Source organism: Flavobacterium sp. P3_A6 (assembly GCF_056403035.1).
This window is the reverse complement of record NZ_JBFUGG010000005.1, coordinates 53,416-70,016: the sequence shown is the minus strand read 5'-3', so window position 1 is coordinate 70,016 and position 16,601 is coordinate 53,416. Positions and strand designations below refer to the sequence as shown.

At 35.5% G+C, this 16,601-nt stretch carries 8 protein-coding genes; 1 reads left to right on the top strand and 7 read right to left on the bottom strand.

Annotated features, from left to right (window positions below; translation table 11 throughout):
* The 7 genes from AC1DVP_RS06850 to AC1DVP_RS06820 form a co-directional block, all read right to left on the bottom strand.
* Positions 1 to 1,425, bottom strand: a complete 1,425-nt coding sequence (locus AC1DVP_RS06850; protein WP_477182755.1) for a T9SS type A sorting domain-containing protein — start codon at positions 1,423 to 1,425, stop codon at positions 1 to 3.
* Positions 1,426 to 1,513: 88 nt separating this feature from the next.
* Complete coding sequence (locus AC1DVP_RS06845) at positions 1,514 to 2,380, bottom strand: hypothetical protein (protein ID WP_477182754.1); 867 nt, start codon at positions 2,378 to 2,380, stop codon at positions 1,514 to 1,516.
* A 42-nt stretch (positions 2,381 to 2,422) separates the two neighbouring features.
* Positions 2,423 to 3,949 carry a hypothetical protein gene (locus AC1DVP_RS06840; protein ID WP_477182753.1) on the bottom strand — a complete coding sequence of 509 codons (1,527 nt, stop codon included), beginning with the start codon at positions 3,947 to 3,949 and terminating at the stop codon, positions 2,423 to 2,425.
* Positions 3,950 to 3,954: 5 nt separating this feature from the next.
* Positions 3,955 to 5,796, bottom strand: a complete 1,842-nt coding sequence (locus AC1DVP_RS06835) for an O-antigen ligase family protein (protein ID WP_477182752.1) — start codon at positions 5,794 to 5,796, stop codon at positions 3,955 to 3,957.
* Between the two features lie 1,039 nt (positions 5,797 to 6,835).
* Positions 6,836 to 8,353, bottom strand: coding sequence for a rhamnogalacturonan acetylesterase (locus AC1DVP_RS06830; RefSeq protein ID WP_477182751.1), 1,518 nt, complete (start codon positions 8,351 to 8,353; stop codon positions 6,836 to 6,838).
* Positions 8,354 to 8,392: 39 nt separating this feature from the next.
* Positions 8,393 to 11,254 (bottom strand): glycoside hydrolase family 2 protein, encoded by a 2,862-nt coding sequence (locus AC1DVP_RS06825; RefSeq protein ID WP_477182750.1) that lies wholly within the window; start codon positions 11,252 to 11,254, stop codon positions 8,393 to 8,395.
* A 20-nt stretch (positions 11,255 to 11,274) separates the two neighbouring features.
* Positions 11,275 to 12,624 carry a rhamnogalacturonan acetylesterase gene (locus tag AC1DVP_RS06820; protein WP_477182749.1) on the bottom strand — a complete coding sequence of 450 codons (1,350 nt, stop codon included), beginning with the start codon at positions 12,622 to 12,624 and terminating at the stop codon, positions 11,275 to 11,277.
* A 288-nt stretch (positions 12,625 to 12,912) separates the two neighbouring features.
* On the opposite strand from AC1DVP_RS06820, the gene AC1DVP_RS06815 reads away from it, so the two are divergent.
* Complete coding sequence (locus AC1DVP_RS06815; protein ID WP_477182748.1) at positions 12,913 to 16,548, top strand: DUF4450 domain-containing protein; 3,636 nt, start codon at positions 12,913 to 12,915, stop codon at positions 16,546 to 16,548.
* The last annotated feature ends 53 nt before the right edge of the window (positions 16,549 to 16,601 follow it).

Sequence of the window (16,601 nt, the reverse complement as noted above, 5' to 3'; positions counted from 1 at the left end):
TTAAGATTTAATTACAATGGTTGATTTTCGAACATTCCCATAGTTTATTTTTAAAAAATAGGCACCAGAAGGGATACTAACCGTAATAGTATGTCTATGGTCACCTGCAGGAAGCTCCAATTTTTCATTATATAGAACGACCCCCGTTATGGAATACAGAGCAATTTCAACCGTGCTTCGCTCATTCAAACTAAGATTGAAAGAGAAACTATTAGAAAAAGGATTGGGGAATACGACCAAGTTATCTTTGGTTTTTGTTGTATTTGTATCAATTTTATTTTTATTGTTTTTTACCAAACTGATGTACATAGGCTTTTCGGGCTCATTCTGTCTAACCGACCATAATTGCAAATTCCCGACCAGATAGCTGGAATCTTTGTAGACTATATTTTGCAGACGGGCATCCTTAAACAAAAACTCGGTTGGCTTTTTGGCACTGTAGTGATCTATTTTATTATAAGCAGTGTTGTCAAAACGCACTTCAGTATCGGTAATTGTCCCTCTTAAAGGGACAGCAGTTTTATCTTTTTCTGTCCATGTACCTGTGAAAATTCCATCGCCCTGTTTTTTTAAGTCGATAGTCAATTCATTTTTGGCTATTATATGCTGTCCGCTCCAATCATAGGTAACAAGATAGCCTGAATAAGTCCCGTCTAGCTCTTGTGCACTATCTAATCGATGAGATACAGGCTCAAAAGTTTCTTTTATACCTTCTTGATGAATGGATTTTGTCTTAGAATACGATTTTTTCGTTTCTTTGTAATCTACAAATTCAGGTTCGGCTTCCATCATTTCATTTTGAGCCGGGCTATACCCATAATTTGCAGCTTTGGTAAGCCATTGTTTGGCAGCAACTAAATCTTTTGGAGTACCATAACCATTACGATAACATATTCCCAGCATATACATTGCATTTAAAACGCCATGTTGGCTGGCTACTTTAAACAATTCAAAAGCTTCCTTATAATTTTGCTGGCAACCTAAACCTTTGTAAAGCATATAGCCTTTACCGGACATACTGGTGGTAGCTTTTAAGTCTGTTCCTATAGAGTAATATTCAAATGCTTTTTTGAAATCTTGGGTAGTTCCTATTCCTTCCCTATATATAGTTCCTATATTGAACCATGCTTTTAGATAACCCGCTTCAGCAGCTTTTTGGAACCATTGTAGTGCCAGTTCTTGACTTGGAGCTACACCTACCCCTTCGCTGTAAAGAATAGCCAGCATATTCATCGCCTTTGGGATTGCTTCTTCCTCTGCGGCCTTCCTGCAGGATTCGAATCCTTTTTCGGGATTGTAGTAAACGTGGTTTTGGTTGAGCTGCATTTTGGCCATATCCAGYGACGATATGGAAGGCTTGCTGTTAGTCTGCGCCCATAGCTGGAACGAGAGCAGCAACACTGCTATTTGTGTAATTTTTTTCATAAATAAATTATTTATTATTGTTTTAAGAAATCCTAGCACAAAAACTTTTTTCAGGTTTCGGTTCCTTCATGGAAGTAAGAGCAGGGGATTACCATGCGAATTTGGTTTTTGTCTCTTCTGGTTTTTTCGACGTATTGCGGGCTTGGTCAGATTGAAGTCTTCTTAAAGCCTCGGGAAGCTCCGTGGTCAATTTACTCATGCTTTCGCTTGTTTTTGGTGCCTCGTTTCCAAAACGCTCCTTTTTAACTAATTTGGCTAAGTTGTAGTTAAAGAGTTCTCTATTTACCTTGGTACTGTCAAGCCCTTGGTCGATCCCTCTTTCCTGAAGATGTTTCCATGAGTTTTTTGCCCAATCTGAAGCGGTTTTTTGGTTCAGAATAATCAGCAGTTGGGTGTATTGTTCATCCGTTAGAATTGTTGGAAGAATTTTTCTTTCATTCGCTTTTAAATCCAAAGAAGGATTCTCATTCTTTTGGGCAGCCATTAATTTGCTGTTATAGATTAAATTATCTATTTGTTCTTTGGTAAGTTTTAGTTTTCCCCTATTTCTCACAGCACTGGCAAATTTCGAATTATCATTAACATCAAGTACCTTATCACCAATAAGGCTTTTGTTTTTTAACGCCTGCAAATAAAAACTGGAAATTGAATCGTATTTTGAAATTACAACTGCTAAATCCCTCTGTGAATTTCTGGATGCTTCCGTAACAAATAATTTTTTTTCTATTTCTATTTTTCGATCATAATACAATTTATATAATGTATTATAAGTTTCAGTATCTACCTTGTATTTACCTGTAATTAAAATTAACTGAGCTCGTGCTTCATTGGCAGCATTTTTCTCAATTTGCTGTAAGTATTTTTCTTTGAAGAATTGTTCTTCGCTGGTTTGCGCATTCATCTTGTGCGATGTAAAAGCCAAACTAATTAATAGGACAAAAATTGTTTTTTTCATAATTTAAAATATTTAATGGTTGTTAATAAGCTTGTTTTGGTTTTAAAACCAGATTCTTTCTTGATTATCAGTAATGATAAAAGGCCGCTCCTTACCTTGTGAATAGTCAGAAACCAATAACAATAGTGCATTTTTGGGGACTTTTTCAAATACAAGTGATTTGGTTTCGGCTGTAGCTGTTTGCTCCCCCATAGAAATCCAGTTATTGTTCCAATAGTAAAGAGTGTATTTTTTGTCTAACCTGAATTTGAGGTATTTGTCCTGCTCTTCTATAACTACATTTCTCGTTGCTGCCAAATCAGGTTTCAGAATGAGCTGGTGCTGGTAACCTGAGGCTATGGGATAGGCGGCAGGCAAAATTTTACCGTTACCGTAATATGCAGGCAGGAAAACAGCCCCTTTACATAAGTCATTAAATGTGGCTTTGCCATCTTTAATTTTTGCCCACCAGGTGGCTCTCCAGTCCATACCATTAAAAACACAGATATACGCTACAGTTGGTTTTGCATTTACACTAAAAAGAGATGTTGTTAAACTGCTGGTTTGCCAGTAATTTGAGGTAACATCTATATAGTTTTCATTACGCATAAAACCGGGAGGAATTTGTTCTTTGGGTAATATACTTGCTAGAACATTGGGTTGTCGGGCATAAGTAAGGCGTATGACTTTAGAAGGTTCTCTAGAAAAATTATCAATCTTAACATTAGCGGTCGAAACGTCAAAAGGAATCGACTTTCCTTCTGACGAAAAAGTACTGTTAAAAAAATGTGTTCCCGTTGATGTTGCCCAAAAGGGAACACATTCAACAGAAGAAGGATAACCTTGAGAACGAAGTATATAAGTCATTAGATCCCCAATATCATCACAATTCCCTTTTTTCCGATTTAATAACTGAATTGGACCAAGATGAGGCAAAGGTTCTTTTCTTTGTTCCTGGTCCCAGGTATTGATAAACCAAGTTCGGAAATCATTGGCAAAATATTTTAGGGCATCTTCTGTGTTATTTCCTTTTACACTATCTTGAATCCATTTGAATTTTTCTTGATAGATAGCTCGCCATTCCTGAAGAGGTTCTGAGCCAACTCGGTAGGGTAATATATAATTGCAAAAATCACTGAATGAAACATTTTGGGCTTGTGGCCGTTTCCACACCTCAAATGCATTTTCTATATTTTTAATTAAGAAATCAGCCTTAATAGTGTCGATGTCTTTGTAACTATAAGGTACAGGTTTTACACTTTTGTATTTCGGCTTTATTTCTTCAAAAGCTTTTACAGCAGTCACAAAATCCGGATAATCCATTTCGTTGTAAGGAATTCTTTTTCCTGTTCCGTCTGCCCAATAGTAATCTACTGAGGAATGAATATCCATATTGCTTATTAAAAAATAAGTCGCTTTTAATTTAAGACTATCAGCTTTATTTTGATTATACCGGTGAATAACTTTTTCTAATTCCCCTTTGTTTTTACCAGCCTTATTTAAGACCGTTGCCACATTTTTTGGCAGGCTATTTTGGGCTATAGTGCAAAATGCTGAAAATAATAATAAGGCAGCTATAAATTTACTCATGACATTTAAAATGATTTATTAGAATTGCTATTCTTGCTTTTTTTTAATAATAATTTGGCAATGCTTTGATACTTATCCGTTAATTCATTTGGGTTAACGACGTTCATGTCAATAATTTGTTGAGCAACAATACATGCTAAATTTATTTGTTTGTTAGATGTTAAAATTTGCATCAAATCAAATTTATACTTCATGGTTTTTGGAGATAATAGAGTAAGCTGATATAAATTTGAAATAGCTTCTTTATTATTTTTTAATTGAAATTGGCATTGTGCAGCCATTTTAAACAGGATTGCGCTAGAACTAAACTTTTTAGCAGTTTCAAATTGTTCTAAAGCTTCATTGTATTTATTTTGGGAATAGAGCAGGTTACCGTAGATTATGCAAAAGCTTGTGGAGTTTTGTTTTGAATTTTGCAAAGGAACTAGTAGACTTTCAGCTTGTGAAATATTTCCTGATTCAAGAAAATCTCTTGCGATTTTAATTTTTCGATACTCCTTGGCTTGGATTAGTTGTCCAAAAGTGAGATAGAAAGTGAAACAAGTTAAGGCTAATAGAATTGTTTTGGCGACGGGCTGTTTAATTGATAAATCTGTTAATTTTCGTTGTTCATCATTGATACATAAAATTCCTGCATAAACGCAAAATAGAAGCATCGCAGGAACAGCTTGAAGTATAAAATTAAAAAAGGCCATCAACGCAAAAGAAGCAAAACCGGCATAAGCAACATAGGTTATGTCTAGATTATCATTAGTATTGTTTTCTAGTCTTATATTGGTATTTATTTTAGATGGATATAAAAAAGAAACTATCATCGTCACAAAAAATAATAGAGCAGGAAATCCACCTTCAACAGCCTGTTCTAAGTAATCATTGTAAGCCATCAAAACAAATGAAGCTTTTTTTAATTCACTTCCACTTAATTTTTTTTTCTGTATTACTTTAGCTTGTTGCAGATTATATTCTCTTTCAAACATTCCCGTTCCATAACCTCTAACAGGTGAATCCAAAATCATTTGAGTAGAAATTCTCCAAATAAGCAATCGCCCGTCAGCAGAATCTTTCTTATGAAGATATAATTGTCTTCCTACGGGAACAATTAAAATAACAATAGCTAAAATTGCCAACAATAGATATTTTCGTTTATAGCGTTTTATTAGATTGAAACGAAGTACAATAAACAATCCCGAAGAAAAAGCACCGCCCAGTATTGCAGTACGGCATTCTAAAAGCAGTAACCCTATAAATACAATTAGCAGCGTCAAATAATGTACTGCTTTTAAATAGGCAGAAGATGCTTTAAAGCAAAAATAAAGTAGTGCAGGAAGACATAACGCCAAAAACATAGCAACAACATTGGGGTTCACAAAACTTCCAGTAACAGCAAAATCATTACTTTCGCTAGGAATTTTACCTAAATATTGTAAAATACACCAAAGCCCCTCTATTGTGGCAATAATAGCAACGGACTTATAAAAACTAATAGCATTATTCTTTTTTAATACAATGAAAGAAATAATAAATGAAAAGCAGACTGCTATTCGGTAATATTTATATTGCACGGCTTCTCCTAATTGAACAAAAACAAATAAAGCCCATAATAAAAAAAGTACAGATGGTAATGTGACAGGAGTATTTACCATATTTTTTATAGTTCGATACTTCCAAAAAAGAACTGTTGTTAGAATTACTCCACTACTTATTGTTAAAACAAAATAATTAAATAAACCTCTGTAAATGAAAAAATTAATATTAATCAAACTGCCCATTAAAACGAGAAGTGATACTAGAAAGAATAATTTATTTGAGAATTGAAGTTTAGAATTTTCTTGGTAATTATTTTGCATAGTGAAATTGACTAATTAATGCATTGTTGGAGTGGCGCAAAAGGACTTAGGGATATGAATTTATAGAGGTCTAGAAGATTATGTATTTTAAATATATCTACCCCATTAAGGAACTTTATTGAAGAGTATGTGCTGTAATTGTATTTATATATAAATATTTTGTAAACTCTAATGTAAAAAGCTAATTAAACTCGATAAGCAAGAATGTTGATTTATGATTAATTAATTTGCATTACATGAAAATCACTCTTTTGACGGTGGATTATAAGTTTTTTTGTGCTAATTTTTCTCAGGTATTTAAATGTAATAGTGCTATAATAAATATTAACTTGTTAAAGTTAAAAAAGGGAAAATAATTGACTATCCTGTAGTGTCCTGTGATTATTTTAATAATCTTATGTTATTTGTAAAATTATTACTAAATGCTTAAAAATTAGCGAATAATATAATATTATGAAAAATAAAATTTTATTTTTTTTGCATTATTTGTAATTGCTGAAAAAGACTTACAAACTCTTGTATTTCATAAAATTTGTAATGTAAGATATTGCTTGTTTTGTCAGTTTTATGAATTTATTTTTAATAAAATGTGAAATGGTTTATTGCGAATTTCTCAGTAATTTCTTTTGTAATTTTTTAGTATGTCGGGTATGGTTTTTTTCTAGGAGAGTGAGAGTGTATGTACCCGCCGAGTTGATAGGAAGTGTTAGCGATTGATAAGGGTATCTATCGGGAGTTAGAATTTTAAAGAAGTCATCAGCAAAAGTGAGGTTCTGAGGAACTGAAATCTCATATTGGGTCTGGTGAAAAAACTCAATACTTTTTTTAATTGCCTTAACTTATTGATTATCTGTTATTTTTTCTATAATTATTCAACATTAGACACTAGATTGAACCAAAAATTATCATAAAAAAGGTTGAAAAACAATGCATATTTGGTTTTAAAAAAAGTGATGCACGGATTTTGAATTGTATTCCCATAAAAAAAGTGCGGCAATAGATTTATATTACCGCACTTGATTTCAAATAAAATTTTATATTATTCTTTCTTTTTCGGAATCTCAATATAATCTCTCAAAGCACATTTTTTTAAGTTTTTAATCCTTTCCGCTGCGGTCAGTGCATTGAGTGTTGCGCCTTCGAGGCTAGTGTGCGTGTGGTCTTTTGGGAAAAAGGCTTTTACTTTTACTTTGCCTAAAGCTTCATATTTTTTGGCAACAATTACATTTAGATCAATGAAATCAACTCCTTGATTTTCGGCAGCAGTCTTTGACCAGCTGTTATAGCTGTCCTCTCTAAGTTCTACTTTATCATTCGGCCATTCGTTTCTTGGTGTCTGGCTCATCACAATCGGAATTGCGCCTTTTTCTTTAGCTTCTTTAATGTATTTTTCGATATAAAAGCCAAAAGTATGCACAGTCTCAGTAATGCTGTCAGCGCGGTTTACAATTTGTGTTTCTGTGCCATTTCCTTTTAAAGAGCCCCTGTATTTATCTTTGTCAACAGCTCCTGCATCATTATGGCCAAACTGAATAATAACAAAGTTTCCAGGCTGTAATTGGTCTTTGACGTCTTTCCATAAGCCTTCAAATTCATAAGTACGGCTGCTTCTGCCGCCCCTTGCTTTATTAATGACATCAATTCGTGTTGTATCGCAAAATTGCGGGAAAGCAACTCCCCAGCCTACGGCATTTTCATTGTTGCCATTGTTTGCCATTGTAGAATCGCCAATCAAAAACACTTTTTTCTTTTTAGGAAGTTTAATTTTTGGATTCGCTAAAACATATTTGCCAAATGAATTATTGTTTTTTTTGAGTTCACTCGCAATTACTGAAGCTGATAAAACGGCTCCTTTTGCAGAAGTATGGGTGTGGTCTCTTTCATAAAAATAGGTTCCCATCACTTTGGATTCACCGATTTTTTCTAATTCCAAAGACATTTTATCATTTAAATCAATAAAGGCAACTTTTTCCTGCTCAGCAATCTGTTTTGCCCATAGGCCATACGATTCGTTATTGCGAAGCACTTTTCCGTCTTTCCAGTCGTTTCTTGGAATTGGTGAAAAAACTACAGGAATAGCTCCTTTTGATTTGGCATCTTGTACTAATTTTCGAATGTACCAGCCATACGAATGAACGATTTCATGTTTGTGAGTCAACAGATTATCAATTTCTTCGGTTTCGTTGCCAATTCCTTTAATTGTTCCTCTGGCTCTTGTCGTATCATTTATGGCACCATTATCATTATGTCCAAATTGAATAAAAACATAATCACCTTTTTTAAGCTGTTTAAAAACAGGTTCCCACAATCCTTTGTACTGAAAACTTCGGCTGCTGGTTCCTCCCAAAGCATGGTTTTGTATAGAAACTTTGGTAGTGTCCAAGAATTGGCCAATAAAATCGCCCCAGCCCCAAAGACCGCCATCTCCTTTACCGCTTCCGTTTTTTACAGTTGAATCGCCAACTATAAAAAGGGTTGGTTTGGTTTCAGTTTTTTGGGTGAAATTAAAAAAAAGTACTGCTGCATACAGTAAAGCCATTAATCGTATAATTTTCATATATGTATAAATTTATTTTATTGGTCTCTGTTCTATTTCTTAATTATTGTTTCTAAAATCAAACCACAAATTCATTGATATTCCATCGTCTCCTTTTTTGATGCGGATATTTGTTGGCTGGCTTTCCGGTCCTTGCTGTTCCAATGGTTTGAAATCTCTCATCGCTGGAATTTCATACATAAAGGAAATGTCGCCTTCCGGAAAAGCAGGCTGCGGGTTGCTTCCTGGGAAACCATTTTTAGGTAAATCGGGAGTAAATAATCTCAGAAACAAATTGTTAGATTCGCTAAAAACTTTAAATGACGATGTACCCGCTTTTAGATTGGCTCCCAATAAATTGGCATGATAGCCTTTGAATTCCGGATAAACCAAATTCTCAAAACTTTCGCCAGTTATAGTGGTGTTATAGTTCTTTTCCCAAACACCATAAGTAGTTCCTTTGATTCTGTTTTTCCAAACGTGGTAAGGGCCTCTTCCAAACCATTTTATTCCCGTAACTTCTTTTTCAGGGAAACTGAATGTGATTCCGAACGAATTAATTTTATCCTCAAAATAAGCACCATCAAAACCTCCTGCATTTTCTGCATTTTTCAAAGCGAGCAGTTCCATTTTGAACCTTCCGTCAGGATACATAATCCATTTTATGGTGTTTAACCCACCGGAATAGGTAACGGTGCAGACTGCATTTTCTCCTTCCTGCGAAAGCTGAACATCTTTTAATTTGGCTTTCATCCCGATAGGACGCGGACCGTTCGTTAGCGGAATTACAGAAGCTGCGTTTTTAACCGTCAAGATTTCTCCAGTTGTGCTGTCCAAAGTCACGGTAACATTGTCACCGCTTAAAACAACTTCATTTCCATTTCGGGTGGCAATGGCTTTAGTTTTAACAGTTTTAGAAACTAAAAATTTATTGGCAAAATAGCTGGCTTTGTGAATAGGCCAAGTCCAAGTATAGATTTCTTTGCCGTATTGGTCATTTGCAGTAATAGACAAAACATCTCCCTCTGCAAAGTTCGCAGGAACAGCAAATTTAATTTTGCGGGTTTCGCCTGGTTCAATACTTGGGATTTCAATTTTACCAGAGCTTACTACTTTTGAAACGCCGGCTGTATAAAGAATATCGGCATCTGATTTCATTATTTTATATTCCATTTTACAGGAATTCAAATTGCTGAACAGGTAATCGTTGGTTATTAAAAAGGAGCCGTCAAAAGCATCTGTGACTTGTTTTGGAGCAAACTGAATGGGTGCCCAAACTTCTTTTACCGTATAATAACTGCCTTCTCTTTCGCGGTGCGGGCCTAAAATCCCGTCAGCTGCCAAAGAGCCTTTGGAGTCAAATTTCACGTCGCCTTTCCAATCGGAGCGAAAAACAGCTTCGTCCAGCATTGCCCACATGAACCCTCCGGCAAACAGAGGACTTTGCTTATAGCGAGTCCAAAAATCTTCAAGAGCAGCACCGTGACCGTTGTCGTAAGTTCCGTGCATGAATTCGGTTGGGAAAAACACGTTTTCGCCACTGTTGAATCGGTGCATACCCGTTAAATAAGTAGGGTAGTGGTGTGTATCCCAGCCATTAAAATCTGACCAAGGATGAATTACAATTCTTTTTTGAGGATCATTTTCGTCAAAAACTTTGTCCACTTCATAATTCCAGCCGCCTTCATTACCGTTATCCCAAATAATTACTGATGGATGATTGACATCTCTGGTAATCATTTCGGTCACTAATTTTGTTCCTGTTTTGGTGTCATAAGAGTTTTGCCATCCGGCTAATTCATTTAGAACAAATAGTCCCAAAGAGTCGCAGACTTCCATGAAATGCTCATCTGGCGGGTAATGGCCGCGTACAGCATTCATATTCATGTCCTTCAGCAGCTGGCCGTCTAACACACTGATGCGTCTGCTGGTGCTGCGCCCGCCTTCCGGCCAAAAGGAATGACGATTGATTCCTTTCATTATAATCTTGGTACCATTCACATAAATTCCGTCTTTTTTCTTGAATTCTAAAGTTCTGAAACCAATTTTTTTGTCCAATTTGTGAAGTACTGTCCCGTTTTGTTTCAGAGACAGTTCTAGTGTATATAAATTTGGAGTTTCCGGATTCCAAGGCTTAACATCTTTCCATTGGGCAGCGATTGTTTCTTTAATGCTTTTTGCCTTAATCGGAAAAGTGAACGTTTGAAAATTTTCACCGTTTAATCCTTTCAAAGAGGCTTCTACAACCGTATTTTTAGGAATGTTTTTAAGGTTCATATCAATAGTAATCGAACCGTCCATTTTTGGGTTTACCGCTATATGCTGAATTTGTGTTTTTGGGGATACTTCCAGCCATACTGGACGATAGATTCCGCCAAACAGCCACCAGTCTGCTCTGCGTTCTGCAGCATTAACCGAGTTGTTGTTCGAATGTTTCCATACGTGAACTTCCAGCGTGTTTTTGGTGCCAAATTTTAATAAAGAAGTGATATCATATTTAAATTCATAGAAACCGCCCTGATGAATTTCTCCGGCTAATTTGCCGTTAATTTTTACTTCGGTATCCGTCATGGCACCGCCAAAAGCAATCAAGACATCTTTGCCTTTATAATCATTGGGAACATCAAATACGTATTTATAAAGACCTTCTTCTTTACTAGGCTCTTTTTGGTTAAGTTCCTTATACCATCTTCCGTATGTGTATTCGCCAAAACCTTCTAATTCCCATTGGGAAGGCACGTTGATAGTCGTCCATTTTTTACTGTTATTGCCATCGGTACAATAAAAATCCCATTGTACCGGGTGTTCAAAATCTTTTCCGGAAAGTAAAACTTTGTCCGTTTCTTGAGCAAAATTGCTTTGTGCTGGAACGATAGTCATCGCAACAATAAAAAGAGATTGTAAAGTTTGTTGTATTTTCATTTTAAATGTATTCAAAAAAATTAATTGCCGTCAGGCTTTGCGATTTCAAAACGCGTACTCATTGGTAACGTCCAATTTGAAATGTAATTAGGATGTTCGGGACTGTATTTTGGTGTTTGCTTTGAAATGTCTTTTTGTAAAGGTAAGTTCAAGTCACGGATTCCCTTAATTATACAAAGTGCAATTTCATTGGCTCCAAAACTATTAAAATGAGTATTGTCTTCTAAAGCTTTGGTCTGCCCTGGAAAAGTATTGGCAGGGTATTGTACAAAAGCTTTTCTGGAAGCATTATCTCCCCATTTTTCATACAATTGGGTAGTCATTGCGGTAATGTCAATAAGAGGCACATTCGTCTTTTTAGCTACGGCACGCATGGCATCGGGGAAATCTCCATGCGTTGCTTTTAAGGTTCCGTCGGTATTGAAGGCGCGACGTTGTGTAGGCGTAACTAAAATTGGAATGGCCCCTTTGTCTTTAGCTGCCTGAATAAATTCGATTAATAAATCTGAATATGATTTCCAGGCAGTATTTTCCATGCCTTTTATTTTTTCATCATTGTGACCAAATTCAATGAACAAATAATCGCCAGCTTTAATTTGAGAACTTATCTTTTGCAGGCGATTGCTGCTTTTAAAAGAACTCAAGGCAAGACCAGAGCAAGCATAATTGGTTACGATAACATTGGTGTTAAAATACTGAGGAATCATTTGTCCCCATGAAGCCCAAGGCTCTACGTCTTGATCGGTTACAGTAGAATCGCCTGCCAGAAAAATGGTAGTAACTTTATCAAGTGGAATAATTTCAATTTTTTGAATATTTGCTGTTCCTAAAAATTCTAGGGTTAGTTTGTTATCCCAATTCAAGTCTCCTTTTTCACGGTCTTTTAATTTTATTGAATAGGAATCATTAATATAACAGTTACGAACATTTACATTGAATTCCTGTATGGCAGATTTACCTTTTTTTATCAAAAGCTGATTAATCATTATTCTTCGGGATTCTGCTTTTACAGTAATATTAGAATCTTTATTATCGTTGCCCAAAGTGATTTTTACTTTGTAATTTCCCTCAGGAACTTTTACCGAAAAATAAGTGCTTTTAGTAATCTTTAAACCAATGGCAGTAAAAACAGCATTTTCAGCAGTATCAAAATCAAAACCATATCCTGTATTTTCTTCATATTTATCAGCAGAAAACACATTGGTGGATTTGCTGTTTTTTTTAGAAGATTCAAAATTAAAAACCTTTGGTTTAATGGGTGTGGTCGTGCTTTTTGGATTAAGATCATCCACATTTTTATCTATTGATAAAAGTATATTTGAAGAGCACAAAACCAATACAAGCAAAGTAAAGATTCTAAAAGGTTTCATTTAATTTAATTTTGGTTAATAGATTTTCAAAACTAATGGTTCGCTTTTTAAATACTATCCTGTACTATTAGGTTGCTTAAAATGTTAAATAAGTACTGATTTTATATAAATTACGGGTAGGTACAGGATAGAATAGTGTTTAAAAAACAGCAATATTGCTTTATTAATTATTATTCAATCTGCATTTTTTTGATTTTTTAGTTTGATACTGATTTTTACTTCTGTTTAAAGAGATATTTAATTAGAATAAAAAAATGCAGAAAAGTTTAATATTGTCTATACATATCTATGAAAATTAAGCCGATTTCACTGCTTTGTTTGCTTTTTATTATGTTTTCGACAGTCTTTTTTGGTCAGGAAAAAGGAATAAAAGAAACAGCTCCGCGTAAAATTCATTACGTGCCGGATGGAGATGGCTTTTTACTTAAAAATGGTACTCGAAAATTCAATCGTGCCTTGTATGGCTCCAATACAGCTTTTAGAGTGGAGGCTGGAGATTTACCCGAATTTGCGATGTACATGCCTGGCATGGGAGGTAATTTAAAGTTAGGTTTGTCCAATGGAAAGAAAAGCAAATGGATAACCGAAGCCAATACAATTACGACTCGTTATGCCAACGGAAAAATGTTTTACGAAATTCATGACCCTATTTTAGGCAAAGGAAAATTGAAAATTGAAATCGTTGCGCTGAAAGATGAAGAAGGTTTTGTTTTGAAAGTTTCTGGCATTGATACCGATAAAAAGAATTCTCTCATTTGGGCGTTTGGAGGAGCCAGTGGCAGAAAATTTAGCCGTGATGGAGACATTGGCGCCGACCCAGAATCTAGTTTTTATTTAAAGCCCGAGTATTGCACCAATAATCAATATACGATAAAAGAGAATTCGTTTTTGCTGGAATACGGTTCCGAAACGAATAAGCAAAAAACAGGAAATGACAAAAGTTTGTTGGGAATGTTTCCATCATCCGAAGTTCATTTAGCGAATGCTGAAAAACAAAATTCTCCTTTAGAATTATTTGCTTCAGCACCAGAAAAACAAAATCTGATTGTGGGTAAAATCAATTTTATTTTAAAAACAGATTTATTTTGGTCATTCCATACAAATGTAAATTCTAAAGCAAAAACTCAGGCAGATTTAGCTGAGCTGTTCAAAAAAGCATCACAGCAGACACAGGAATTAGCCAGCAGAGTAAAAGTAACCACATCAGATGCTTATATAAATACATTAGGTTCGGCGCTGGCAGTTGCAGCCGATGGAATTTGGGAAAGTCCCGCTTATCTGCACGGTGCTGTAGCTTGGCGTATGCATTTAAATGCTTGGCGCGGTGCGTATGTTGCAGATCCGTTGGGCTGGCACGATAGAGCAAAAACACATTTTACCAGTTATAGCCATTCACAGGTTACACAGCCATTAACCGGTCCTGTAGTTTTTGATGCCGAACGAAATTTGGCACGTCAAAAAGAAGAAATGGGCAATTCAATGTTCAGCAGCGGATACATTAGCCGTAAGCCAGACAATAATACAATTGCACATCATTATGATATGAATTTGGTTTTTTTCGATCAAATGCTGCGCCATTTCAAATGGACAGGCGACACCAAATTTATGAAAGAAATGTGGCCAGTTTTGCAAAGACATCTCGATTGGGAAAAACGAAATTTCGATGTAGATAATGACGGTCTGTATGATGCTTATGCATCCATTTGGGCGAGTGATGCTTTGCAATATAGTGGTGGAGGCGTGATTCATTCGTCAGCCTATAATTATTATTCGAACAAAACAGCTGCAACAATTGCAACTGTTTTACAGCAAAATGCAGACTCGTTTACTGCCGAAGCCAATAAAATAGCCAAAGCTACAGCTTCTACATTATGGATTCCAGAAAAAGGAATTTTTGCCGAATATAAAGATGCTATGGGCAAGCAATTGTTGCACGAAACTCCTGCGATTTGGAGTATTTACCATACCATTGATTCCGAACTTGCGAATCCTTTTCAGAATTATCAAATGCTTCGCTATGTAGACACACAAATCCCTCATATTCCAATTCAAGTTGAAGGATTGGACAAAAAAGATTTATATGTAATAGGCACAACCAATTGGCAACCTTATACTTGGTCGATTAATAATGTGGCTTTGGCTGAACAACTGCATACTTCGTTGGCGTATTGGCAGGGAGGAAATGCTGAAAAAGCGTTTAAAATGTGGGAAAGTGCTTTGGTAGAAAGCATGTATTTAAGCCCTTCACCAGGCGGATTTGAGCAGTTAATGTATCAGGATGCCATACGCGGAGAATTGTATCGCGATTTTGCCGATCCAATCGGGATGGCATCAAGAACACTGGTCGAAGGACTTTTTGGAATTCAGCCCGATGCACTGGCTCATCAGCTGACAATCAAACCGGGATTCCCGGAAAAATGGGATTCGGCTTCACTGGAAATTCCAGATATTTCTTTTTCTTTCAAAAGAGAAAAAAACATTGATTCTTATGAAATTGCCAATCGTTTAACTGCAAAAATGAATTTAAAGTTCATCCTAAACAGTGCAGATGAAAAAATAAACAGCGTTACTATTAATGGAAATAAAGCCAATTATACGATTACAAAAAACGGAATCGGGAAACCTGAAATTGTAATTGAATCGCCGTATGCTGACAAATATACTATTGCAGTCAATTGGGAAGCTGTTCCTTTAGAAAAAATAAAAGTACAGGATATTTACAATCCGAAAGATATTTTTGTATTGGAAACTAAAAAGGTAAAAATCATCGAGGTATATGATCCGCAGAAGGTTTTGAGTTCTATTTCAAAAACCGAAAATAAAGTTTCTGGAATGGTAAACAGTATTGGCGATAAAACACTTTTTGTACAGTTGCAGCAGGGCGAAATGATTTGGTGGGAACCTATTACTTTCAATTGCAAACCACGATTTGAAGCAATTGTCAAAGAAGTAAATGCGAATAATCTATTGCTTTTTGTTCAAAATAATTCAGGTAAAAATGGTGACGGAAAATTGCTTTTCAATCCATTTGGAAAAGAAATTCCGCAGGCAGTTTCAATTAATGCAAACAGTTCAGAAATCATTACAATTCCGCTGAAGAATCTAATTACAGGAACCAATAATTTTCAATTACAAACCAATGACGGTAGCAATTATCCACTATCATTTATCAGTTGGGACATACCTGAAAACAAAACTTTAAAATCAGAAACAATTTCTCTGGCGTCTTATTTTAATGCAAAAGTGACCGATATTTTCAAACAAAAATACGAATCGCCGCGACCAAAAACTCCTACGCTGCAGTTGCCTCTACAGGGAATTGGGAATTGGTGTTATCCGCTGATTAATCCGGTTATTGATGATGCTGGTTTACGTTCGAAAGCCAAAGCAAATGGAAAAATTACGACTCCTGAAGGAATTGTTTTTGAAACTCCATCAGACGAAAATAAGAACAATATTGTTTTCACTTCCATGTGGGATAATTTTCCCGAAAAGGTAACAATTCCATTAAGCGGAAAAGCGTCTCATTTGTATCTAATGCTCGCAGGTTCTACCAATCCGATGCAAAGCCGAATGACAAATGGTAAAGTAATTGTCAATTATACCGATGGTTCTTCTGAAGAATTGGAACTGAAAAATCCTGAAAACTGGTGGCCCATTGAACAGGATTATTTTGTGGACGGATTGGCATTTAGTACCAATGCCCCAAGACCGCCGCGTGTTTATTTGAAGTCTGGAATTGTTTCCCGCACTTTCAATGATTATAAAGCAATAAAAGGCTTTGCTAATAATGGTATTGATGGCGGAGCCGGAACAGTTTTGGATCTTCCATTGAATACATCAAAAACCTTAAAAAGTCTTTCAATACAAACCATTGCCAATGATGTTGTAATTGGTTTGATGAGTGCTACATTAATTAAATAGTTTTATTTTAAAATCTAAAAACATGAAATCGCCATGATTCCAAATCACAAACA